This window comes from Maribellus sp. CM-23, assembly GCF_021354595.1.
Lineage (GTDB): Bacteria > Bacteroidota > Bacteroidia > Bacteroidales > Prolixibacteraceae > Draconibacterium.
On the sequence record NZ_JADWYJ010000003.1, the window covers coordinates 619,345 to 645,012 of the forward strand.

Annotated in this window: 13 protein-coding genes; 11 read left to right on the top strand and 2 right to left on the bottom strand. The window is 42.6% G+C overall.

Features of this window, described 5'->3' with window-relative positions:
- Positions 1-65 precede the first annotated feature (65 nt).
- Positions 66-1,391 (bottom strand): PQQ-binding-like beta-propeller repeat protein, encoded by a 1,326-nt coding sequence (locus INQ51_RS13440; protein ID WP_233378481.1) that lies wholly within the window; start codon positions 1,389-1,391, stop codon positions 66-68.
- 122 nt (positions 1,392-1,513) lie between these two features.
- On the opposite strand from INQ51_RS13440, the gene INQ51_RS13445 reads away from it, so the two are divergent.
- Positions 1,514-2,074 carry a DUF3365 domain-containing protein gene (locus tag INQ51_RS13445; RefSeq protein ID WP_233378482.1) on the top strand — a complete coding sequence of 187 codons (561 nt, stop codon included), beginning with the start codon at positions 1,514-1,516 and terminating at the stop codon, positions 2,072-2,074.
- A gap of 423 nt (positions 2,075-2,497) precedes the next feature.
- Positions 2,498-3,709 carry a glycoside hydrolase family 99-like domain-containing protein gene (locus tag INQ51_RS13450; RefSeq protein ID WP_233378483.1) on the top strand — a complete coding sequence of 404 codons (1,212 nt, stop codon included), beginning with the start codon at positions 2,498-2,500 and terminating at the stop codon, positions 3,707-3,709.
- A gap of 407 nt (positions 3,710-4,116) precedes the next feature.
- Here the strand turns inward: INQ51_RS13450 and INQ51_RS13455 are convergent, their stop codons facing one another.
- Positions 4,117-8,118 carry a hybrid sensor histidine kinase/response regulator transcription factor gene (locus INQ51_RS13455; protein WP_233378484.1) on the bottom strand — a complete coding sequence of 1,334 codons (4,002 nt, stop codon included), beginning with the start codon at positions 8,116-8,118 and terminating at the stop codon, positions 4,117-4,119.
- Between the two features lie 215 nt (positions 8,119-8,333).
- Here INQ51_RS13455 and INQ51_RS13460 point away from each other — a divergent pair, with 215 nt between their 5' ends.
- The 9 genes from INQ51_RS13460 (at position 8,334) to INQ51_RS13500 (ending at position 25,647) form a co-directional block, all read left to right on the top strand.
- Positions 8,334-9,836, top strand: a complete 1,503-nt coding sequence (locus INQ51_RS13460) for an IPT/TIG domain-containing protein (RefSeq protein WP_233378485.1) — start codon at positions 8,334-8,336, stop codon at positions 9,834-9,836.
- 17 nt (positions 9,837-9,853) lie between these two features.
- Positions 9,854-12,976, top strand: coding sequence for a SusC/RagA family TonB-linked outer membrane protein (locus INQ51_RS13465; protein ID WP_233378486.1), 3,123 nt, complete (start codon positions 9,854-9,856; stop codon positions 12,974-12,976).
- A 12-nt stretch (positions 12,977-12,988) separates the two neighbouring features.
- On the top strand, positions 12,989-15,049 hold the full coding sequence (locus INQ51_RS13470) for a RagB/SusD family nutrient uptake outer membrane protein (RefSeq protein WP_233378487.1): 2,061 nt from the start codon (positions 12,989-12,991) through the stop codon (positions 15,047-15,049).
- A gap of 44 nt (positions 15,050-15,093) precedes the next feature.
- Positions 15,094-16,089, top strand: coding sequence for a BT_3044 domain-containing protein (locus INQ51_RS13475; protein ID WP_233378488.1), 996 nt, complete (start codon positions 15,094-15,096; stop codon positions 16,087-16,089).
- Between the two features lie 36 nt (positions 16,090-16,125).
- A complete protein-coding gene (locus INQ51_RS13480) occupies positions 16,126-17,232 on the top strand; it encodes a BACON domain-containing protein (RefSeq protein WP_233378489.1) in 1,107 nt (368 codons plus the stop codon).
- A 391-nt stretch (positions 17,233-17,623) separates the two neighbouring features.
- Positions 17,624-19,510, top strand: a complete 1,887-nt coding sequence (locus tag INQ51_RS13485; protein WP_233378490.1) for a beta-N-acetylhexosaminidase — start codon at positions 17,624-17,626, stop codon at positions 19,508-19,510.
- Positions 19,511-19,603: 93 nt separating this feature from the next.
- Positions 19,604-21,388: a hypothetical protein gene (locus tag INQ51_RS13490; RefSeq protein WP_233378491.1), complete on the top strand. Its 1,785-nt coding sequence runs from the start codon at positions 19,604-19,606 to the stop codon at positions 21,386-21,388.
- A 43-nt stretch (positions 21,389-21,431) separates the two neighbouring features.
- Positions 21,432-24,677: a glycosyl hydrolase gene (locus INQ51_RS13495; protein ID WP_233378492.1), complete on the top strand. Its 3,246-nt coding sequence runs from the start codon at positions 21,432-21,434 to the stop codon at positions 24,675-24,677.
- Between the two features lie 73 nt (positions 24,678-24,750).
- Positions 24,751-25,647 carry an alpha/beta hydrolase gene (locus INQ51_RS13500; protein ID WP_233378493.1) on the top strand — a complete coding sequence of 299 codons (897 nt, stop codon included), beginning with the start codon at positions 24,751-24,753 and terminating at the stop codon, positions 25,645-25,647.
- Positions 25,648-25,668: the final 21 nt, after the last annotated feature.

A 25,668-nucleotide genomic window follows, 5' to 3' on the forward strand; every position in this document is an offset into this window, starting at 1 on the left:
AAGCTCTGCGCAGTAAAAAGGTCCGCTGCAGTTTGGATCTTTTTAATGCTGCGTTTTTCGATTACTTATTTCCCTACACAATAGATATTTTTAACTCCTTTAAAAATATATGCATCATTTGTGGCGGCTATGGATGACCAGAATTTGTCATCTATTGAATGAGTGCCCAAAACTTCAAAAGTACGACCAGGTTTTAATACATAGGTAAGGCCTTTTTCATCGTAGAAATAAAGCCGGTCATTGTAGATCCAGGGAGAAGCCCAGCAAGCGGCCGATTTTCCTGCACTCTCTTTGTATAGTTTTTTTCCACTGGTTGCATCAAAACACGAGATTTCACCTCCGCGATCGGAAAGCACGTAAAGCAAGCCGTTGTACAGAAGGGGCGAAGGATAGCAAAGGCCTGCCAGAGAATCGGACCAGGCAACAAATTTGCTGGTGCTTTCTCCCGGTGCCGGAGAGATGTTGCCTTCGGCTCCCGCCTTAACCGCGTAAAGCGTGCCTATGTCGCGCGGTCCGCCCGATAGCCCCAGGTATATCTTTTCCTTGTCAAAAACGGGCGAAGCTACGGCTCTGCCTTTTTCAAAGGCCAATTCCCAAATCTGATCTCCGTTTTCCGGATTGTACGAACGCGCCAGCGACCCTAGGGTGACCAGTTCTGTTCTGAAATTATTTTCCCAGATAACTGGTGTAGAATAAGTTGTTTTCTCATCGCGGGCAACTTTCCACTTTTCTTCACCTGTAAGTGCGTCCAAAGCCACCAGAAAAGAACTTTCTTCGTTGTCGACCAAAACAAACAAAAGCTGCTTGTAAAGCACAGGCGAAGACCCGGTTCCCCAGCCCCTTTGTGTTTCATAGGCACCCAGGTCTTTTTCCCAGACAAGTGCTCCGTTTAAATCATAACAATATACTCCGTGCATACCAAAGTAAACATAAACATGCTTTCCGTCGGTAACGGGTGTTTCGCAGGCGTAGGTGCTTCCGGCATGTTTCTTTGTCCGCGGATTTCCCTCGCGCGCAACAGCGATCCACAGGTTTTTGCCGGTTTTTACATCAAGACAAGTCAATTGCCACTTGTACACATCTTGCGATAGAGAGGGTGATGTTTCGCTCTCTGTCAGAGGTGCTTTGTCTACCAGCACAGCTGACGAGTAAAAAACTTTGTCGCCCCAAACGAGGGGAGACGACCAGCTTTCCCCGTTCATTGCTTGTGTCCAGCGGATGTTTAAACTGTCGTTCCATTCGGTTGGCAGGTTTTTTCCGGTAACGATCATATCTGCTCCTGCACCCCTGAATTGGTGCCATTCATTAGTAGTACATGCTGAAAGCAAAAGTAAAGCTCCCGTTATTATGACTAAAATAGTTTCGGGAAGTAGTTGGCGATTTCTTTTCATAGTTCTCGGTTAAGTGGATGGTTTTGTGTATAAATTTATCAAAAAAACAAAAGCTTGCAATAGAGGATTGGTTTTGGAAATAACATTGCATTTTGATACATTGGTTAACTAAAAAGAATAATATGAAAACAATATTGTTTGCAGGTATTTTATTGCTGATCGGCTTGGTAGCATGTCAAACGAAACCGGGTATTTCGCCTGAATTTTATCATAAATTTCAAAAGGAAGGGGATGCGATTACTTCGCAGGTGCAGGGAGTTTTGCTTTCGAATGTTGCCGGCGCTATTCAAAAAGGAGGAACCGAACACGCTGTTGAATTTTGCAACGTCAAAGCCACCTCTTTGGTGGATAGCTTGAGCCAGGCTTTTTCCTGTAACATCTCACGGGTTTCTGACAAGAATCGAAATCCGGAAAATGCTTTGAATAAAACCGAAGCCGAACTCTGGAAACTGTTTGCAAAGAATACTCAGGCTGATACTTTGCTGGAAATCAATAATAAAATCACTTACTACAAACGCATTAATACTGCCATGCCTGCCTGTTTAAAGTGCCACGGTGATCCGGCAAATGACATCAATGGTGCTACTTTGGAAAAGATTCAAACTTTGTATCCCCAAGATCTGGCGACAGGATATAAACTGAATGATTTCAGGGGATTGTGGAAAGTGGTATTTACGGATTAGCATTTGCCGCACCTGGTTTAGGTTCTAAAAACATTTCAGGAGGAGAAGTATGAAGTTGTGCTAAGAAGTCGAACTTCTAGGTAGGTTTTCCTTTTTCTTGGGCTGTCCGGATATCAAAAAGATGATTAAAAGGTATCACTGACAGATAGCACAGGATGCAAAGTACATTTGTATTTAATTTCTTGTTATAGCTTATGACAGAATTACTCCTGTAGTTATTCGGAGTGGCAATGTTACATGATAAATTAGATTCTGTGAACGACAGTAAGGTATCGAGATGTGTGGGGAAGCAGTTTTTATCGTAACAATTGATTCTAAAATGCTTAGATACGTAACGTTGGGCATGTTAAAACTGCGATTGTCGTTTGATATTAAACTAAGGCTACTGAATTAAATAACGAACATTATACTAATCAAACAAGCATGAAAAACAGGGGTACTTTTATTGGAAAAGCAATGGCATTGCTTATTGTTTTTGGGTGTGTATTTTCAGCGCATTCGCAGCAAAAGAAAGAAACGGCGCAAAGCGATTATTACGTGGCGGCCTATGTTTGGCCTTCGTGTCATGACGATCCGTTGGGAAGGGAAAAGTTATGGTTAGAAGGTATTGGCGAGTGGGAAGTGATAAAAAAAGGGAATCCGCGGTACGAAGGGCATTACCAACCCCGCCAGCCGCTGTGGGGCTACGAGATGGATAATGACCCAGAAGTAGTGGAGCGCTGGATTGATGTTGCCACCGACCACGGAGTAAATGTGTTTGTTTACGACTGGTACTGGTACGAAGAGGGGCCATACCTGGAAAGTGCACTCAATGATGGTTTTCTGAAAGCAAAAAACAATTCGAAAATGCAGTTTTACATTATGTGGGCGAATCACGATGTAAAACATAATTACTGGAATTATCACCGCTATGGCGACGATGCTTCCATTCTTTGGGATGCCAAGGTAGATCGTAAAAACTTTGAAATTATTGTTGACCGGGTGATCAACCAGTATTTCAAGCAGCCCAACTATTTCAAAATTAATGGCGAACCGGTATTCTCTGTGTTCAGTATTCATAAATTGATGGAAAGCTTTGGCGGCAGCGTGGAAGAAACTCGCAAAGCCCTCGACTATTTTCGTGACGAAGTAAAGAAAGCAGGTTTTCCCGGTTTGCATATTCAGTGGAACCAGGGCGGCGGTTCAATTATGTCGGACGAAAAAGCCAAAGAATTTCGTAAAAATGTAGATGCCATGGGATTCAACAGTGTAGCCATGTACAATATGGGTGGAATGAATGAAGATTACCTTGTGTATGGTACCAATTCCGTTAAAATCAGGGAACAGATGGACGAAATATTGGATGTGCCGGTTTTCCCTTGTGTGTCAATAGGCTGGGACGATACGCCACGCTTTCCGGCCAAAGGAATAAAGGACGTGGTACATTATCACAACACTCCCGAAAGTTTTGCCGCCTTACTCTCCAAAGCAAAAAAATATGCTGACAAGTATCCGGACCAGCCCAAACTGATTACCATAAATGCTTGGAACGAATGGGTGGAAGGAAGCTACTTGCTGCCCGATATGCTGAACGGTTTTGACTATCTCGAAGCAGTAAAAGAGGTGATGGTTGATGGCAAATACGATAAATATTAGCTTATTCGGTTAAACTATAAAATCCAATAAAAGGACTAGCAGGAGGCTGCGGATTTCTCTGGGACATGGTCGGGGAAATTATTGAGGTTTGGTTTACGACGCTTTCCCGATGATGAGGAAGATCTGGGTGGTGTAAAACGGGCATGATGTGTATAGTAGGTTGTAGTCATCAACAGGTAAGACTCTGTTTTTGATGAATACAAATCGCTTGTTGGTATTCAAAATAGGAACCAAATAGTAAAACGCATTTCTGAACAATAAAAAATAAACAAACAAATAGATAGCGCTTGTCTTTCTTTACCGAATGTCTTTGGTGGCGTTAAATGAACAGGTCAGGTAGTAAATCCTAATTTATTGATATTCTTTCTCTATCGAACTCATGTTTTGAAAAAAAGTGAGCAATTCATTTAGGCATAATCTTTCGGGGAAACCCCAAATTGTTTTTTAAATGATTTTGAGAAATATGGATAATGGTTGAAGCCAGTATTGTTTGCAACATCAATTAAACTTAGCTTTTGTTCTCTAATTAGTTCTGCAGCACGTTTGAGTCGATAGGTTCTAATAAAATCATTCGGAGACATATCACTGAGTCCTTTTATTTTTCGGTAGAACCCGGTTCTACTAAAGCCTAGTTCTCTGGCAATAGAATCAATATTCAGATCGGGGTTTGCTAAGTCTTTTTGAATGATTTGAATTAGTTTATCCATGAAATTCTGATCGTGAGGGCTTAATAACGGAGGAGGTGTATCAACTTTTGAATTGGAAGGTTCTGAATAGTATTTTTTGATATTATTGCGGCTGGTGAATATGTTTTTAATCGTCAGTAACAAATAATCAAGGTTAAAAGGTTTGCAGATGTAGGCATCCGCTCCCAGTTCTAAGCCTTCTAACTGTTCACCGACCGAAGTTTTTGCCGTCAGCAATATGATTGGAATATGACTGAATTCGGGGTGGCGTTTGACCGAATTGCACAAATCATAACCGGATAATCCGGGCATTAGCACATCACTAATGATTAGATCGGGAGAGTTACTTTGAATCAATGACCATGCAATGAGCCCATCTGGCGCTTCAATAAGTTCATAATGATCACTTAATATGCTTCGAACAAAATTTCTCAACTCAGTATTGTCTTCCACAAGCAATATTGTGTAGTCTTTATTTTTTTTATCTGTAATCTTTTCTTCAGGCTTAATAGGTATAATCTCTTGTATTTCTTTTTCTTCAGTAATTTTATTAGATTCAGGGTAAATATCTCCCATCGGAAGGATGAACGAGAACTGCATACCTCCTTCCTGACAATTCAAGGCTTTGATTTTTCCATTGTGAGCTTCTACCAATCTTTTGGAAAAATTTAAACCGATCCCGCTTCCATGGTTCTCGGGGGTATTATCTGTTAATTCGTTTATTTGGCGATACCTGATAAAGAGTTCATTAAGTTTGTCGTTGGGTATTCCAGGACCGGTATCTTTTACTGTAATTTCGATAAAAGAATATGAAAGAGCCTGATAGTGTTGTTTTGCTTCATTGGGGGACAATATGTTAATGCTTATCTGAACTATGCCGCCCCGTGGAGTGAATTTTATAGCATTAGATAACAAATTGTATATAATTTTCTCAACCTTATCTATGTCAATCCAAAGGAACAAACTAGGGGTGAGATGTGTAAAGTTTAAAGTAATTTGTTTCCGATTGGCAGTATCCCAAAAAATTGAATGAATATTTTTTATGAATTGTATAATATCGGTTTGTTGGACCTTCAGATTAAACATTCCGTTTTCCATTTTATTGAAGTCAAGCAGTTGGTTGATTAACCGTAACATGCTTTGCACATTTTTGGATATTATTTTTAGCAAATGATTATCTTTTTCTGAAAAGCTGTTTGAAGTCGATAATTGCTGCAATGGGGCCGAAATCAGAGTTAAAGGGGTTCTTATTTCATGAGAAATGTTCGTAAAGAAATTTACTTTCATATTTGAAATCTGCCTTTCTCTTTCGCGTTCTTTTTGTTCTGCCTCCAGTTGATGTTGGTTTATTCTGGTTTTTAGGATTAATTTAAAAAGTATGTATATAAGACCTGACATTGAGAATATGTAAACAACCCATGCAGGCCATGAAAACCAAGGTGCCGGTTTAATGTTGATTTTAAGAGTCGCAGGAGCCAAACACGCTTGTCCTTCATCGTTAAAACCTTTTACTTTAAAAAGGTATTTGCCCGGTTTTAAATTTGAATAAGTGGCCCGTCTGTAGTTTCCAACATAATTCCATTCTTGTTCGAATCCTTCCAGTTTATAGGCATAAGTTAGTTTGGTGGGGAATAAAAAATCAATCCCGGTGTAGTCAATAGAGAATACGGTCTGGCGGTGGTTAAGGGTTATCTGTTTTACAAATGAGATACTTTGCGGCAAACCCGAACTGTCTGACGGTTTTATGCTTTGGTTTAGTATTTTGAAATCTGTTAGTTGGACTACCGGAGATTTTTTGGGAGGCAAATTAAACATTGGGTTGAAAAATGTCAGTCCATGATTTCCTGCAAAAAATATACGCCCATCAGAATGTTTTAGCTTTGCCTTTTCATGAAATTGGTTTCCCAAAGTTCCATCGCAGCTAAAGTAATTTACAATGGAGGTGTCACTTACATTCATTTTGGAAATGCCAAAGGAAGTACTCATCCAAACGTATCCGTGGTTGTCTTGTTCGAAAGATAAGATATCGTTGCTGGGTAATCCTTGTTGCTTATTAAGAATCTGATGGTGTTTGAAATCGGGCGAAATGCGAAGAGCCCCGTTCCCATAACTGCCCAACCAGGTATATTCCTGCTTGTCCTGATAGATTGTTATGCAATTCTTTATTATTCTTTTTGCCAGTGATGAAAGAGCTTCTACAGGAGTAATGTCGTTGTTTTGATCAGGCTTGAGAAAGTATACCCCATCATTAAAAGAAGAAAAGAGAAGACTGTCATCGTTAATAATAAATATTTCCGGGATATTTCCCGAAAAAATTAGTTGAGGGGCAAGTGAAATATCTCCCTTTTTTATCTTGTACAAACCCGATGTTGAGCCTATCCAAATATTGCCCGATAAGTCGGCTTTTATTGCTCCTGCCATTTTTATATTTTTCCTGGCAATTATATTGAGCAAGCCATCTTTTGATATACTGGCTACAATCAACTGATCGGTTAAGCCAATCCATAATCGGTTTTTGGAATCAATAAATAAGGACTCGATCAAACAGTTACTGCTCGAAAACAAGTTGGAGTTATTGGAATTATAATTGGTTAACTTTCCTGAACCGGAATAATGGAAGAGCCCGTGATATCGGGTGCTGACCCATAAATTTCTATAATTGTCTTCAACAAGCTGTGTGACAAATTTGTCTTTAAAAGTATTGCTTAAATCTTGTTCCGAATTAAAGAAGTTAAGGTAGTCGTTCCATACCTTAAATCCTTTGTCAAACGACCCAATCCATATATTCTTGTCCTTGTCAACAGTACAGGAAAGAAGATGCGAAGATTGCAGGTTTGCCAATGTTTGAGGAAGATTGTGTGTTAATGATTGTGAAAGAATGTCGTATTGAAAAAAACCTTGCGATGCTGTGCCTATCAAGAGTTTTAAAGGACCTATTTCCTGTATAAAATTTATTTGAGAATGGCAGAGCAATGTGTTTTCTTTTAGTGATTGGGGAAGGTCTTTGAATTGCCTGAGTACTGGGTCGAAAAGTATGATGCCTGTATCTGTACCTAACCACCAAAAGCCTTGTGGATCGTTGTATTTACAGAATACTTTTTTGTTGTCAGGAAGCGAAAAGAGTTCCCATTCTCCGTTTGTATGGCGCGTTGCAAGTCCTGCCGGGTGACTCATGCCCATCCATAACCTTTTCGATTCGTCTTCCCAAATCAGATTGGGACTTAAAGGAACCGCAGTAGGCTCTGTAATCACCTGTTTTTTTATAGAATCAATATACGCAGGACCTACTTGTGTTGCTATCCATATATTCTTTTTGAGGTCTTCATAAAAGGAAAGAGCATATGGAATTCTGTTTGTCGATAGGGGATAGTGTTCAAATTTCTCTGTTTTAAAATTGAAGCAATTCACCCCGCTAACTGTCCCTGCCCATAGCCGATGAGAAGAATCTAGATAAAGAGAAAGAACAAAATCGTTGTCAATCGTACTTGAGTCTTTGGGATCGTGAAAGTATTGGACAAATTCATAACCGTTGAACCGGTTCAATCCCCGGGGGGTGGCCATCCACATGTACCCGAGTGAATCCTGGCAAAATGATTTGATATTTAAATTCGATATGTGTGTCGACTTTTGTTCAAAAGGCTCTTGTGAAAAACTGTTTGGGCGATAAGCATCTAATACGAAAAAGTTAAGGTTGATTAGGATAAATAAAAAAATTGCATGCATATCTCTGCCTTCATTAATGGCTCGTAAATGTATAGATTTTGATTACACGATTAACCTCTGAAAACTACATTGAACAGATAGTGTAAGAAATTGAACAGAAAATGCAACTCAAAAGATAATAGACCAAATAGAGTATTTAATTGGGATAATTGCGCTACAGAAGTATGGGGGCAAAAATTATTATTGCACGATACTAAAACTAAAATATTGTATGTATGAAAAAATGTAAATTGATTGTGGCATACGTCATGCAGAGGATCCTGATTCCTGCGTGCCTATGCCTTTCAGTCTTCATGTCATGTAATGATGATGGTGCGGGTTTTGAGAAAAAACCTTTTGATCCGTCGAAGCAAATTGAAATTAGCGGATTTTATCCCGATTCAGGAGGAATTTCAACCCCTATTATCATTGACGGACACAATTTCGGAGGTGACACAACCGGACTTCGGGTGTTTTTTAAAGATTCCTTGGGAGTACATCACAGGGCAGGGGTAGTCGGCTCTAACGGCGACAAGATATATGCCATGGTTCCCAAACTAACATTTTTGCGCAAGCTAAATATCATTGTGGAGCGGACCGAAAATGGAAAAATCTTTTCGGGTACCGCGGACGATCTTTTTGTTTATAAAACACAAACTACAGTAAGTACGGTGGTCGGGAAACCAGAACCCGACAACAATTCGATGCCTACGGTTGGTGGCGATTTTTCTTCGGCAACGCTTTCTGCTCCATTCGCTATTGTATTGGATGATGAAGACAATATCTTTATTACAGAACGGAGTTTTAACCTGCAAGGTATATATATAGGACAACCATCGCGAAATGAAAAAGGGGAAGGCGTTTCGAGTAATCTTGTTATTGCCGATACTAAAAGCCAATCTTCTACAGTAATTCTCTATAATGCCAATTATACCAATGCACCTACTTTTTCGGGCGAAGCGGGAAACGAATCGGTTTATATGCCTGAAGACGATGGCCTATACTACTATCAGTTGCTCAAAAGTTTAAGTTATGCACCGCGTCGTCGTTCTTTGATTACCGGTACTGAAACCAAAGATGTGATCGAAGGTAACTGGAAATATTCATTTGTAGCCAACAAGGTTGACAACATGATTTACTCAGTGATGTGGAAGGGACAATTGGTTCGTTTTAATCCTACCACACGTAACGTGGAGGTATTACTTGAGAACGTACTTCCTAATATCCCGAATGCAAGAGGACAGTCAGGCGGTAATACTTACTGCATTTTTTCTCCGCTGGAACCCAATATGCTCTATTTCTGCATGGAAGACTACAACATGATTGGCCGGGTAGATGTATCAAAACTGGCAGGTAAAGACCGTGCTACCTATAAAGGGGAAAGTTATGCAGGAAGAGCGTTTGTTGATGGCCCTGTAAATGGCCGGGGTTGGGAAGACGGCTTGCTCGAAAACGCACGTTTTTTTGGTCCCAAACAGGTTTGTTTTACAGCTGATGGAAAACTTTATATTGCCGACACCGGAAATCATTGCATTCGTGTAATTGATACTACCGCACCTAAAGACAAGGCTACTGTAAGTACCGCGATAGGATTGCCACAAAGCCCCGGTTTTAAAGACGGAGGCCCTGAAATTGCCAAATTTTATTATCCAACCGGGGTCGCAGTAAACAGTGACGGGAGCATTGTATATGTAGCCGATCACAAGAATAAAGTAATCCGTAAACTCTCCATTGAATAATTTTAGATACAAATGATATGAAAAAACTAATATATTTCATCTTGCTGCTGGCAGGAATATATTCCCAAGTAAGCTACGGTCAGAATACGGCAAAAAGACAGCTGGAAGTGTCAGGTGTTGTGTCTGATGCCCAGGGAATTCCACTTCCGGGAGTATCCATATACATCAAAAATGTTCCGGGTGTGGGAACAACCTCCGATATCGACGGAAAGTTTTCTCTAAAAGCAAACCTTAGAGAAACGGTAGTTTTCCAGATGATTGGTATGACAACGTTTGAACATTTTGTTGAGAAAAGTAAAAACGATTTGAAAATTGTACTGGAAGACGATGCCCAGAAACTGGACGAAGTGGTTGTAACCGGGTTAACTTCTCAGAAAAAGGTATCGATCGTTGGTGCCATAACAAGTATTGATGTGGGGGAGCTAAAAACTCCGGCCGCTTCTATTAACAACATGCTGGGTGGCCGGGTAGCCGGTGTAATGTCTATGACAACATCGGGTGAGCCTGGAAAAAATATCTCAAACTTTTGGATTAGGGGTATCGGAACCTTTGGTGCTAATTCAGGAGCATTGGTGTTAATCGACGGTCTTGAAGGACGACTTCAGGATGTAGATCCCGATGACGTTGAATCATTTCAAATACTCAAAGATGCTGCTGCTACGGCCGTTTACGGGGTACGTGGCGCTAACGGAGTAGTTATCGTAACAACCAAACGCGGGGGAAAGGGAAAATTACAAATTACCGGTCGGGCTACCTTGCAAGTAAACCAATTGAAACGGATGCCCGAATATTTGGGAGCTTATGAATATGCAAAACTGGCCAACGAAGCCAGGGCCATGTCTGGCGACCCTGATCTGTATACCCGTCTTGATTTGGATGTTATCAAGTCAGGACTTGATCCTGAACTGTACCCTGACGTCAACTGGATTGATGAAATTATGAAAAAGACCTCGTTGCAACACCGTTACTACATAAACGCAAAAGGAGGAGGAGACCTTGCGAATTATTTCCTGTCGGTGGGAGCACAGCAGGAGTACGCGGCCTATAAACAGGAGGATTCGAAATTCAAAAAACCGGTAGCTTATAACAAAATAACCTATCGTGCCAATATTGACATGAACCTGACCCCATTCACTAAACTTTATTTTGGAGTGGACGGAAACATTATAGATCATACCTTACCGGGATCTCAGAATACCAATACGCTATGGCATGCAGTCCGTATGCTTACACCGGTTATGTTTCCGGTGAAGTATGCTGATGGCACGCTGCCAACTTATGGTACCTACGACCTGTCATCGCCTTACACCGCGCTTAACTATACGGGCTACACACGAAATAATAATTCGCGTAATTTAATCACACTGAGCCTTACACAGCAGGTAAAAGGTTTTTTTGAAGGACTGACCTTATCTGCACAGGTGATGGCCGATTACGAAACTTATTTCACCGAACACCGTCGTTTATGGCCAAACATGTATCGTGCCTCAGGAAGAGATTCGCAAGGAAACCTCATTAAATCGCTTCGAATTACTGAATCAGCTCTTATGTACGGTAGTTCCACCGATTTGTGGCGAAAATACTACGGCGAGGCGAAAGCCAATTGGGCGCGTTCTTTTGGCAACCACGATCTGGGTGCTCTCTTGTATTATTACATGGAAACAATTTCGGATACCCGATGGAGAAAACGTTATTATGACGATTTAGGCATCCATGCTATTCCTTCCCGGCGCCAGAACGTTTCAGGGCGGCTTTCTTACGGGTATAACAACACTTATTTTATCGATGGTAACTTCGGCTACACGGGTTCATCGCAATTTGAAGCAGGACAGCGTTTTGGCTTTTTCCCTTCCATTGCCCTTGGATGGGTTGTTACTTCCTATGAGTGGGTTCAAAACAATTTCCCGGCGCTATCGTTCCTGAAGCTTCGCGGATCATACGGTTTGGCAGGAAATGACCAGATTGAGGGAGCTGCCCGTTTCCCCTATCTTACACTTATCGATAACCGCGCCGGAAGCTATTGGGGATACCGGGGCGCTGGTATTACCGAAATGCAGGAGGGGGCCGATAACCTGATGTGGGAAGTGGCTAAAAAAGCAAACTTTGGTGTTGAAGCCAATTTTTTCGACGATAAACTAAAGTTTGTTGTTGATGTATTTCGTGATCAGCGTGATAATATTTTTATGCCACGCGTTACCCTTCCTGAGTATCTTGGGTTGGTAACTGTTCCCCAGTCAAATGTGGGAAGTATGCACAGCTTTGGCTCTGACGGTAATGTTTCCTATTTCCATTCTATCAATAAGGATATGGATTTCAGTTTACGGGCCAATTACACTTTCTCTCAGAATATTATCGACTATTTCGAAGAGAACAAGTTGCCCTACGATTACATGAGTGTTACGGGTAAACCTTACGGGATTATTCGTGGCTACATTGCGGAAGGACTTTTCAAAGACCGCGAAGAAATCGAGACCAGGCCCGACCAGAGTAGTTTTGGAAGAGTGCGCCCGGGAGATATAAAATACCGCGATGTAAACGGCGACGGAACCATCAATGAAGACGACAAAGTTCCACTCTCGTATGGTAACCAGGTTCCACGTATGATGTACGGTTTTGGTGCTGATTTCCGTTGCAAAAAACTAACGTTAGCGATCTTGTTTAAAGGTGCTGCAAAGGTGGAGTATTACCGTGCAGGAATGTTTATCGATAATTTCGGATTAAATGCCCCCGGATGGATTCCTTTTTACAACGGAGAACTGGGTAATGTTATCAAGCTGGCCAACAATCCAGCCAACAGATGGACCCCGGCGTGGTACTCAGGTACAACCGAAACAGAAAATCCTAATGCTGAATTTCCCCGTCTTTCTTACGGTGAAAATACAAACAATTCACAGCTTTCTTCCTTCTGGAAACGCAATGGCTCCTACCTTCGTCTGCAAGAGGTGAGCGCAAGGTATAAAATGGATAACTATTCCTGGATGAGCAGACTTGGATTGCAATCCATCGATTTGGAATTTGTGGCAAACAACCTGTTCACTATCGACAAGGTAAAATACTTCGACCCTGAACAAGCAACCTTTAACGGAGGAGCATATCCTATACCTGCATCCTATACATTTCAAATCTACCTGAACTTTTAATTATTACTGTATATGAAAAGTATATTTAAAATATTGATAGCAGTGGCAGCCATCTCAAGCATGGCGCTTAGTTCCTGCAATTTTTTGGATGTAGATAGCTATTTTGAAGATACATTCAGACAAGACTCAATTTTTAGCAGCATGCAAAATGCGGAAGGATACCTGTGGAATACACCAAAAGACTTTCCTGATCCGGGGGCTATTTGGGGTAATTCATGGAACCTTGGGCAGATGGCATCCGATGAGATTACAACACGATGGAGAACCGGTGAATTCCCGGGTGTTTTGTTTACGGTTGGTGAAATAAACGAACGAAATGTTCCCACGAGTATGAATATTTGGTATCGAATGTACCGGGTAATTCGTCGTTGCAACACCATGCTTGCCAACGTGGATGATGTAAGCGATATGTCAACAAACGAAAGACAGCGCTACATGGGATATGTCCATTTTTTGCGCGGTTATGCATATTACCATTTATTGATGAACTGGGGGCCTTGCCTGATTATTGGTGATGAGGTGCTCTCTAATTCAGAATCAGCAGAGTTTTACAACAAGGAACGTTCGACTTATGATGAGTCTGTTGACTACATCTGTAACGAATTTGCGTCGGCAGCGCAGGTATTGCCTACCGCCGCACAACAATCCATCAGCATATCCGACCGCCCTACCAAGGGAGCAGCGTTGGCTCTGATAGCACGGCTGCGTCTGTATCAGGCTTCCCCTTTGTTCAATGGAGGAGATGCGGCGCGCAGAAGTTTTGGTACGTGGACAAGAAAAAGTGACGGAGCTTATTATGTGAATCAGGAATACGAGCCTCGGCGCTGGGCTGTTGCCGCCGCTGCTGCCAAAGCAGTTATTAACATGAATTATTATCAGTTACATACTGTTGATGCCGATCCTCAGAATCCTTATCCGCTGGCTTCGAATGTACCTACCGATCCCTTCCCCGAAGGTGCCGGAGGAATTGATCCGCTTCATTCTTATCATGACATGTTCAATGGTGAAGGCATTATCCAAACCAACAAAGAATTTATCTGGGCAATGGCTTCTTCAAATGTGACCAATTATACCCGTCACTCATTTCCGGTGTATTTTGGAGGCTGGGGAGGAATGGCCGTTCCTCAGCGTGTGGTCGACAGTTACCTGATGGCCGATGGGCGTACCATTCATGATGCATCTGCAGAGTATCCTTATGATCCGGTATTAACAAACACCATTGGTGGAAGTGGTAAAACATTAGGTTCCTATATCTTAAAACCTAATGTCCCTAAAATGTATGACAACCGGGAGGCACGCTTTTATGCATGTATCGGATTTCCTGGCTCTTACTGGGCAATGAATTCAGCGTCGCAGGACCCTTCCTATACCAAAAGACAATTCTGGTTTTCGTACGACGATGTATCGGGTATTACCGGTACCGGTAATAATATCAACGACTACAACGTAAGCGGTTATTCTCCGATTAAATATATCCATCCTGATGACTCGTGGGCCAATGGCAAAGGAAACGTAAAGTCGGCTTTTGTAACCGGTCCAAAACCATTCCCTATTCTTCGTTATGCTGAAGTTTTGCTGGAGTATGTAGAAGCCTTGAATAACGTAGAAGGGACAGAAACTGTGGAGACAATAGACATTGTTGGAAACGAAACAATAGAAATTACGGTTACGCGCGACATGGCAGAGATGGCCAGGTATTTTAACATGATTCGCTATCGTGCCGGACTTCCGGGCGTAACAGAAGCCCAGCTGACAAGCAGAGAAGAGTTTCAGAAAATAATCATGAATGAACGTCAGGTTGAATTGTTTAACGAAGGATATCGCTTTTTTGATACTCGCCGTTGGGGAATCTACCTTGATGAAGATGCCAACTCCTCGAACTGGAAAGGTCTCAACGTAGAGAGAGACAGAACTAACAGCAACAACAATGAAGGGTTCTTTGAAATTGTTACCATAAACACGCAAAACATTCGTGACCGTGTAGCTCTTCCCAAAATGGTTTTGCTGCCTATACCTCACAACGAATTGCTAAAGGTTCCTGCTATTGATCAGAACCCAGGTTGGGATAGATAATGGTTGGAATTAAAAAGTATTAAGCAGATTTAAATGATACGAACATGAAAAACAGGATAAAAGTTATTTATTGTACATTGCTGGGACTTACTTTAGGTGCCTGTAACTCCTATGATTTCGAACAGGAGCAATACCGGAACGAAATCAACCTTCTCAGTAATTCTCAATTGATCTATGACAAACAGGTGGCGGATTTAAGTAAAAGTAACGATACCATATACCTGGTAGCAGGATTAAGCGGTACGCAAAATGCCGACAAATCCTACAGGGTAGCCCTCATGGAAGCCGATTCTTTGCTCAAAGCTTATAATAAATCGAATTACGACATCGATGTCAGCCGTTATGCGCGCTTGCTCCCTGAAGCGTGTTATACAATTCCCTATTTGGAGGGGAATATTCCCGCAGGTGAAACACAATTGAGAATTCCCGTTTATCTGCAGAACCTGGAAAAATTATCCCCTGATTCAATTTATTTTCTGGATTATCAGATAGACCCGTCGGGAACGGATGCATTCAATCCTAAAAAGAAAGAAGTATTGCTGCGAATATTCAAAGAGAACGAGTTCTCTTCCACGAAACAGAATGTTTACTACAACTATACTTCTTCATACATAACTACACTGGATTTGAACAATCCTTTAGTACGGCGTCCAACCAGTTCCAACCAGGTATTTCCGTTGGGAGGCAATTCGGTAAGGATGATGGCAGGCGACGAAGAGCTTGGCGAGTATAAAACCGGATATGACCGAATAAACGAGAAGAGTATTGTTGTAACAATAGGTGGACAAACATCTAAAAATCCCTTGGCGCGTAAGGTAACCATTGAGCCATACAAAACCATTGATGTGGTTCAAATGACTCCTTTTGAGATGTACGACAATACCTTTTTGATCAATATTATCTCAACTCCCGACGGTAGGGCTACCTACTACAAAGAGTTTCGTCTTCACTACAAATACAGGCTAAACGAAGCAGATCCGTACAAAGAGGTGAAAGCAATTTTACGTATGGAATACAGCCCGAGGGCCGACTTATTGTAATGTTCAGCCAAGTTGAAATAATAATAAAAGAATCATATGAAAAAGAATATATTATTGTTCGGATTAATCGGGATCCTATTAAGCGGCGTATTTTCGTGTGCCCCTGATTACGAAACGGAGTTCGAGGTAAAATCACTGGTTGTTCCCGATAACAGCTTAGCTCCCATCTCTTTCCCTTTGGAAGGTGGAGAAGCGCAAGCTCTGGTAGAAACAAACGTTGAGCTGGCTAATTGGTCGGCTTCATCGAATGCCGAATGGCTATCGGTTAGCAAAAAAGAGGGCAGTGTAACCATTTCGGCCGGAAGCAACAATACCTATGCTCCCCGTATTGCCCGTGTAACCATTGAATACGGCCATCAGGCGTACTATATAAATGTTACACAAAAAGGTAATACTCCTTTTCTTCTGGCCGACGGGCTCAGGAATGGTGCCATTAAATCGGTTAGTGCAGGAAAAACAACTTTTTCGGTCCTGGTGAAATCAAATCTGAATGTCGATCATTTTCTGATACCGGATACTGCCAACTTTGTTCACTTAGATGCCATTACCGCTGTTGAAGGGAAGCCTGATGAAAAAACGGTTACTTTTAAGGTTGACCAAAACATGAGCAGAAATGCCCGCTCCAGTACCATAACATTGCAATCATCAGATAATTATGACTACACAGCATCGTTTGTTGTTGTTCAGAGCGGAATCGTATTTACAGAAATTCCTTTAAGGGCAGATATGCTTTCTTCCAACGCGCAGGAAGTATATGAAGGGCCTAGCTCTAATCTGTTGGACGGAGATCCTGGTACGTTCTTCCATTCTGCCTGGTCGTTTTCTATCGGAGAGGCTCATTATATTCAGGTTAAATTGGATGAGCCAATTTCTGGTTGTATTTTCTGGTACAAAAACAGGAACAACGGAAATGGGAAACCAACAGATGTGTCGATAATGGTTAGTGCCGATGGAGAAACGTGGAGTGAAATGGTACACATTACTTCCGGGTTACCAACAGGTGCATCAGAAACATATGAATCAAACTATTATTCTTCGGAAACACCGTTTACCTATTTCCGGTTTGTGGTGAATAAGACAAACGATGGGGTCGCTCCTACATTCTTTAATATGGCAGAATTGCGAATGTATTACATTCAGTAATTAACCAGGGTAATAGAAAAATAGAATTATTTAGTAAAGACTTGTTATTCCATTAAGTAAAACACGAAAGTAATTATGGTTAAGGCAGCTATATTGGCTGCCTTAACTTAAAACTCATCGTGACTCATTTTTGATTTTGGAATAAAAAGCATGGATGATGAATGCAAAACAAGCTTTATAACGATAGGAATAGGACAAAATGCCTTTCACTTTTCTGTTGTTCCCGTTAATGGCAACAGCTATATAACTTTCGGGATTATCCTGATTTTTATGAGTGTTGGCTTCGATGTTGTAAAAATAGAAAATTTTAAACCCTACTTATAAATATCCCTATAGGTATCCAAAATTGGAACGAAGTATTGAAAAATATTTCTGAACAATAGAAAACAAAATGAGAAAAATTGATATTAGCAAATGGACAGCGTTTATCTTATTTGCGCTGACTTCTTTACAAATAAATGTTTCCTGGGGGCAGGAAAACCAACCACTGATTCCCAAACCTGTATCAGAGTTTAAACGTTCAGGTCAGTTTATTCTTTCCGGAAAAACAAAAATTCTGATTCCTGCCGATAATACAGAATTACAAACAATTGCCGATCTGTTTATTGGCGACATTACAGAACTTTCCGGAATTTCGATTGAGAAAGGGGAGAGAAAGGCAAAAAGTACCATTGAGTTTAGGTTAAACACTGTGGCCGATTCGTTGCTGGGCACCGAAGGATATAAAATGAAAATTGCTTCCGGGCATGTTCTTATTCAGGCCAATCAACCTCAAGGGATTTTTTACGGGGTACAAACATTTTTGCAAAAGATTCCGGCAAAAAGTGCAGCTCAGGTGCCTGTTGCTTGTGCCGATATTACCGATTATCCGCGTTTCGGATGGCGCGGCTTGATGCTGGATGTAAGTCGTCATTTTTTTACCAAAGATGAAGTGAAACGGTACATCGATCAAATGGCAAAGTACAAATACAATGTGTTCCATTGGCATTTGACCGATGATCCGGGGTGGCGGATTGAAATAAAAAGTTTGCCTGAATTAACTTCTGTGGGATCATGGCGGGTTCCACGAACCGGAAATTTTGGACATTTTCAACCTCCTTTCCCGGGAGAGGAGGCTACCGATGGCGGTTTTTATACCCAGGAAGACATTCGTGAAGTAGTAAAGTATGCACAGGAACGCTTTGTTACCATTGTTCCCGAAATCGATGTGCCGGGGCACAGTCTGGCGTTAATCGCTTCCTATCCCGACGCTTCGTGTACTCAAGTGAAATATCCGGTAAATGCAGGTTTTGCAATGCCTGTCGACCGTGTTCTTTGTGCCGGAAACGAAGATAATTTCAAAAAACTTGAACTTATTTTTTCTGAAGTCGCTTCGCTTTTCCCAGGAGAATACGTTCATATTGGTGGCGATGAAGCGGAAAAGGAATATTGGAGAAATTGCCCGAAATGCCAACAGCGAATGAAAACCGAAGGGCTGAAAACAGAAGAAGAACTACAGAGTTACTTCATAAAAAGGGTAAGCAAAATACTGGATGCAAACGGAAAGAAACTGATTGGATGGGACGAGATTCTTGAAGGGGGACTGGCTCCCGATGCAACGGTGATGTCGTGGCGGGGAACCGAAGGAGGAGCTGCTGCTGCAAAAGCGGGGCATCCGGTAATTATGACCCCGAACGAGTTTTGTTATCTCGACCATACTCAGGGTGAAAATGTAATCGAACGTTTTGGCATTCTTTTCTGTTGTTTTATGCGGATGCGCGAAGTGTATAAATTTAATCCCAACGAAGGCGTAGCCGATTCATCTTTTGTGTTGGGGGCACAGGGAAACCTTTGGACAGAGGTGGTTCCGAATTACCGCAGGGCTGAGTATATGACCTGGCCCCGTGGAATGGCTTTATCTGAAATAATGTGGTCGCCAACAGGAAACCGTAATTGGGACGAATTTGTGCTGCGTATTGAAAACCATTTCCCCCGGTTCGAACAAGCCGAAGTGAACTATTCTCCGGCAATTTATGACCCGGATATTGAAATGGTGGAAACAGATGCCGGTGAATATCAGATTGTTTTTACTCCGGAAATTAAAGGGCTGGATATTTATTATACATTTGATATGACTTTCCCCGATAAGTTTTATCCCAAATACAAAAACGAACCTATTTCTATTCCGTCGGGAGCTACCGAAATATGGGCCATTACCTACCGGGACGGGAAACCCCTTGGTCGTTTGTTGGTGATAACTCTGGATGAGTTAAAGAATCGTTTGGAAAAGAAAAAGTAATCAGATTTGGTTTTTCCTGTTGTTATTGTGAATGAGGGAATAACCATTGTAAAAAGAAAAAACAATTTATCAGAAATGACCAAAAATAACCTATTGAAAATTGTATTTGTATTACTGTTTTGTTATGCCAGATCGGGCATGGCACAGCCTGTAGTTAGCGACCAATGGGCTGCCACCGATGCATTGGGCCGCAAACTGTGCGAATTCTATCAGGCAGGAAATAAAAAACAGGATAAGTTTGTAGCAATATTCTATTGGACCTGGCACCAGGGAGATGACGATACAACTTACCAGGTAAAAAACATCACAGAAATAGTCCGCCAGCATCCCGAGGCGATGAAAGACTTCCATCATCCGGCGTGGGGAACCAAACAACCCGGCTTTTTTTTCTGGGAACAACCGCTGCTGGGATATTACAAAACCACTGATCCTTGGGTGCTTCGGAAGCATGCAGAAATGCTGGCCGATGCCGGAGTAGATGCCGTTTTCTTCGATTGCACCAACGGCAGCCTTACCTGGGAAGATTCGTACGAAGCTTTGATGAAATCATGGGCCCAGGCGCAGAAAGACGGCGTGAATGTTCCGAAAATAGCCTACATGTTGCCGTTCGGACCGGTTCCTCATTCGCTGGTTTCACTCCGTCAACTTTACCGCGATGTATACAAACCCGGCCGTTATAAAAACCTTTGGTTTATGTGGAAAGGAAAACCCTGCATTATGGGCTATCCCGATAATCTGACCGATTCGGAAGAAGACCGTGAGATTGCCGAATTTTTCACTTTTCGGCCCGGACAACCTGATTATGTGAATGGCCCTACGCGAAACGATCAGTGGGGCTGGCTCGAAAACTACCCGCAGCACGGTTATGTGAAAGGAGAGACCGGAACCTTTGAACAAGTGACGGTAGGTGTGGCTCAAAATGCCAGTCCTGAAACCAACGGGCATTGCAGTGCTTTTAACCTACCCGGGGCACAAGGACGCCATTTCAGCAAACAAAAGGGCTTTGACCCGCGCGTTGATGGATACTTGTATGGATGGAATTTTCAGGAACAGTGGGACCGCGCCTTTGAATTGGATCCGGAACTGGTTTTTGTTACCGGTTGGAACGAATTTATCGCCGGACAGTGGTTGCCTGAACATGGCTGGACAGGTGATCCTTTTTCTTTTGTCGATCAGTATGACTGGGAACACAGCCGCGATATCGAACCCAACAAAGGCTGGGGCGACAGGGGAGATGTGTACTATCTTCAGTTGATTGATCAGGTGCGTAAATTTAAAGGAATGACACCGCCAGAAAAGGTTTCCGTGGCTAAAACAATAAAGATCGGAAAAGCAGATGGATGGAAGGATGTGCGGCCATATTATGCCCATTACAAGGGAAACACGGAGCATCGAGACCACAAGGGACGTTATGATCAATACTATATAAACAATACCGGACGGAATGATATTGTGGGAGCAAAAGTAGCCCACGATGCCCAAAACATTTATTTCTATGTTGAAACGGCAGAAAAGCTAACCCCAAAAACCGACCGTAACTGGATGATGTTGCTGATCGACTCGGACCGTGATAAATCAACCGGATGGAATGGTTACGACTTTATTGTCAACCGGGTTGCGCCGGATAAAAAGGCAACAGTAGAAAAAAACATTGGAAACCGTTGGGAGTGGGAGAAAGTTACCGGAACAAATTATGCGGTTAGCGGAAATAAACTGGAATTGGAAATTCCCCGTAATGTATTGTACTTGAGCGGTAAAAGCGTTGACATTGAATTCAAATGGAACGATAACATGCAGGAGAACGGGAACATTATGGATTTTTATGTAAACGGAGACACGGCCCCAGGCGGGCGTTTCAATTTTGTATATACTGAATAGACAAGCAGTAAAAATTGTTCAAACCAACTAATAATAATTTACCATGAAATCTATTTTACAGATAATTTTCTGTTTCATTGTTGGATCGATGCTCTTTGTCAATTGCGAACAGCGGGCCAGTGTTGAACCGGCAAAGGAAATGGAAACTGTTTTTGTGAATCCGCCCGACTCCATTCAAACCAGTTGTTACTGGTACTGGATTTCGGATAATATTTCGAAAGAAGGGGTGGAGAAGGACCTGGAATCGATGAAAGAAGCCGGTATTAACCGGGCTTTTATTGGTTACATCGGGCAGGATAACGTGCCGTACGGAAAAGTGAAAATCTTTAGCGAAGAATGGTGGACTATTCTTCATGCTGCACTCAAAAAGGCTACCGAGTTAAATATCGAAATTGGGATCTTCAACTCGCCGGGTTGGAGTCAATCGGGTGGCCCTTGGGTCGAAGCCAACGAGGCAATGCGCTACCTCGCTAGCTCGGAATTACACGTAAAAGGCCCGAAAAAATTAAGTCAGAAACTGGAAGCGCCGCTTGAGCCTTTTCAGGATGTGAGTGTGATTGCCTATCCCGAACCTAAATATTACGGACAGATTTTTGATTCCAATGCAGGTAGCATTACTTCGTTGCCTAAGGTAGCCGGTTTGTCAAAAATAACCGATAAAAAGACTGCTACAGGAATTAACTTTCCGGAAAACGGCGATTTCATCATCGATTTTGAAGCCAGGGTACCTTTTACGGCACGCAGTCTCTCTGTTACTTCCACCGCTAGTTCCATTAACAACCCCGCTGTCCTCCAAGCAAAGGAAAGTGACGGCTGCTATCGCACGATTTCCGAATTTAACATTGATCGTTACAATGCAGCCTTAAACGTTGGCTTTGATCCGTATGCGCCGATAGTGGTGTCTTTCCCGGCTGTAACTGCAACTTCCTTCCGGGTTGTAGTGAAGAATGTACATCCGGGTATTGGCTTGGCCGAAATTGAATTGTCGTCGGCTCCACGGGTAGAACGTTACCCCGAAAAAACACTGGCAAAAATGTATCAGACTCCGCTGCCTTACTGGAAAGAATACCAGTGGCGGGAGCAAGCGGAAGCCAACGATGAAGAGACGGTGATTGATGCATCGCAAGTAATTGATCTTACTCCTATGATGAGTGCCGATGGCACTTTGAACTGGGAGGTGCCCGAAGGAAACTGGGTGATACTTAGAACCGGAATGACTCCTACCGGGGTGACGAATGCTCCTGCTTCGCCTGAAGCGACCGGGCTGGAGATCGATAAAATGAGCAAGAAACATGTGGAAAAGCACTTCTACTCTTACATTGGCGAGATTCTAAAACGAATTCCGGAGGCTGACCGAAAAACATTTAAAGTGGTTGTTCAGGATAGTTATGAAACCGGAGGCCAGAATTTTACTGATGATTTTCTGATTGAGTTTAAAGAAAGATACGGGTATGATCCGCTTCCTTTTTTGCCGGTTTACAATGGTTTTGTGGTAAACAGCCAGCTGGAATCCGATCGCTTTTTGTGGGACATGCGACGCATGGTGGCCGATAAAGTGGCCTACGATTATGTGGGAGGTTTGCGCGATGTAAGTCATAAACACGGCCTGCGTACTTGGCTCGAAAACTACGGACACTGGGGATTTCCCGGCGAATTTTTGATGTACGGAGGCCAGTCGGACGAGATTGGCGGTGAGTTCTGGAGCGAAGGAGAACTGGGGGATATCGAAAACCGTGCAGCTACTTCCTGTGGGCATATATACGGGAAGACAAAAATTTCTGCCGAATCGAATACGGTTGCCGGTGGTTCTTTCAGCCGGTATCCTGCCAGGTTCAAACAGCGCACCGATCGGTTTTTTGCAGAAGGGATCAACAATACACTCTTGCATGTTTATATTTCGCAACCTTACGAAGATAAAACGCCGGGAGTAAATGCCTGGTTTGGAAACGAATTCAACCGGAAAAATACCTGGTTCCGGCAACTGGATGTGTTTATTGACTACCTGAAACGCTCGAATTATATGCTTCAGCAAGGTTTGAATGTAGCTGATGCTGCTTATTTTATTGGGGAAGATGCCCCAAAAATGACGGGCATAACAGATCCTGAACTTCCGGTAGGTTACCAGTTCGATTACATGAATGCCGAAGTAATCGAAAAACACATGACAGTACAAGACGGCTTGATCACACTTCCGCACGGAACGCAATATCGTATTTTGGTTTTACCCAAGCTGGAAACCATGCGCCCTGAATTACTGGCAAAGATCAGCCAGTTGGTTAACGAGGGAGCTGTTGTTCTTGGACCTGCGCCGAAACGTTCACCCAGCCAGCAAAACCAGCCCGAAGCCGATTTGCAGGTAGCGGAAATGGCTGCCGAATTGTGGGGCGATGTTGACGGCGAAAATGTAAAATCGCGCAAAGTGGGTGAGGGGCTCATCATGAGTGGATTGTCGATGGAAGAGGCGTTTGCCCTGATCGGCTGTGTGCCCGATTGTAAACTTCCGGAGGACCAAAGTATTCACTTTGGCCATCGTACCACAAAAGATGCGGAAGTTTATTTTGTTAGCAACCAAACCGGCGAAACCAAACTGGTGACGCCTGAATTTAGGGTAAATGGATATCTGCCTGAGCTTTGGGATGCAACGACTGGTTCGGTACGCAAACTTCCGGCTTATGAACAACTGGGAAATACAACTTCGGTTCCTCTAAAACTGGCTCCGTACGAAAGTGTATTTATTGTATTCCGCCAGAAAGCGGGAAAAGCAAGCACGCAGGGGGTGGAAGCCAATTATCCGGTGCAGGTTGTTTTGGCAGATTTCGCACAGGCATGGAAAGTACAATTCGACGCTTCGCAGCGTGGCCCTGAGGAACCCGTGATCTTTGATAAGTTACAGGATTGGGCGCAATCGACCGACGAGAGAATCAGGTACTATTCAGGAACGGCTTCCTATTCACAAAACTTTAGAGTGGAAGCTTTACCCGACGGAGATAATATTTTGCTTGGGCTGGGCAATTTAACAGCCATGGCAAAGGTGTATGTCAACGATAAATATGCAGGAGGCGTTTGGACACCTCCGTATCAACTCGATATTACGAATTTTGTAACCCAGGGTGAAAACACGCTTCGGATCGAGGTGGTTAACACCTGGGTAAACCGGCTTATCGGTGATTGGAACCTGCCCGAAGACCAACGGAAAACATGGTGCCCAATAAATAGGTATAATGCCAATAGTCCTTTACAAGCCTCCGGTTTGTTTGGGCCGGTTGCTGTTTATGGTATAAGATATTAGGCTGTAAGTAATAAAACAGAATTTGCCTTTTCCCGGAAAGGGAGTGGTGAGTTTGATTTTAAAATATTTTTTCATGAAAATAATAGGATTCTTATTTTGTCTCTTATTCGTACTTAGTTTCTGTGCCGGTGCACAAACCGTTATTCCGCTTTACGAGGGGGCTATTCCGGGAGAAAAACAACACGAGAACAAAGAGCACGATGATAACGGAATCTATTCTTTCGTTTCAAAACCCGATCTGACCATTTATCTTCCGGAAGTTGAAACCAAAGTAAAAACAGCGGTCGTAATTTGTCCCGGAGGTGGTTACCACGTGGTTTGTGCCAGCTACGAAGGGCACAAAATTGCAAAGGAAATGAATAAAAAGGGAGTGGCTGCTTTTGTGCTTAAATACCGTCTGCCCAATGACAATACCTGTGAAAATAAATCGATAGCGCCTTTACAGGATGCGCAGCAAGCCATTAAGATTGTTCGTGATAACGCCGAAAAATGGAGGATCGATCCGAACCAAATCGGAATTATGGGTTTTTCAGCCGGAGGGCACCTGGCCGCAACTGCCGGTACTCACTTTTCAAGGAGTTACATCGAAAATAAAGAAGAAACCAGTTTGCGACCTGATTTTATGGTACTTGTTTACCCGGTAATTTCCATGCAGCCGGAATTAACCCACGGAGGCTCGCGTGATAACTTGCTGGGGAAAAACGCCTCTTCTGAATTATTGGAGCTTTTTTCCAACGAAAAACAGGTTACAGAAAATACACCGCGCACATTTTTAACCCATGCGCAGGATGATGACGTGGTTTCGGTAGAGAACAGCCTTCGTTTTTACGAAGCATTAAAGGCAAAGAACGTTTCAGCAGATATGCACTTGTTCTCGAAAGGCAAACACGGGTATCCGCTCGAACCGGCTGCTTCCAACTGGTTGGACTACGTTTTCAAATGGATGAAAGAGCAGGAATTAGTTGATTAAACAGCAAAGATTTACATAACA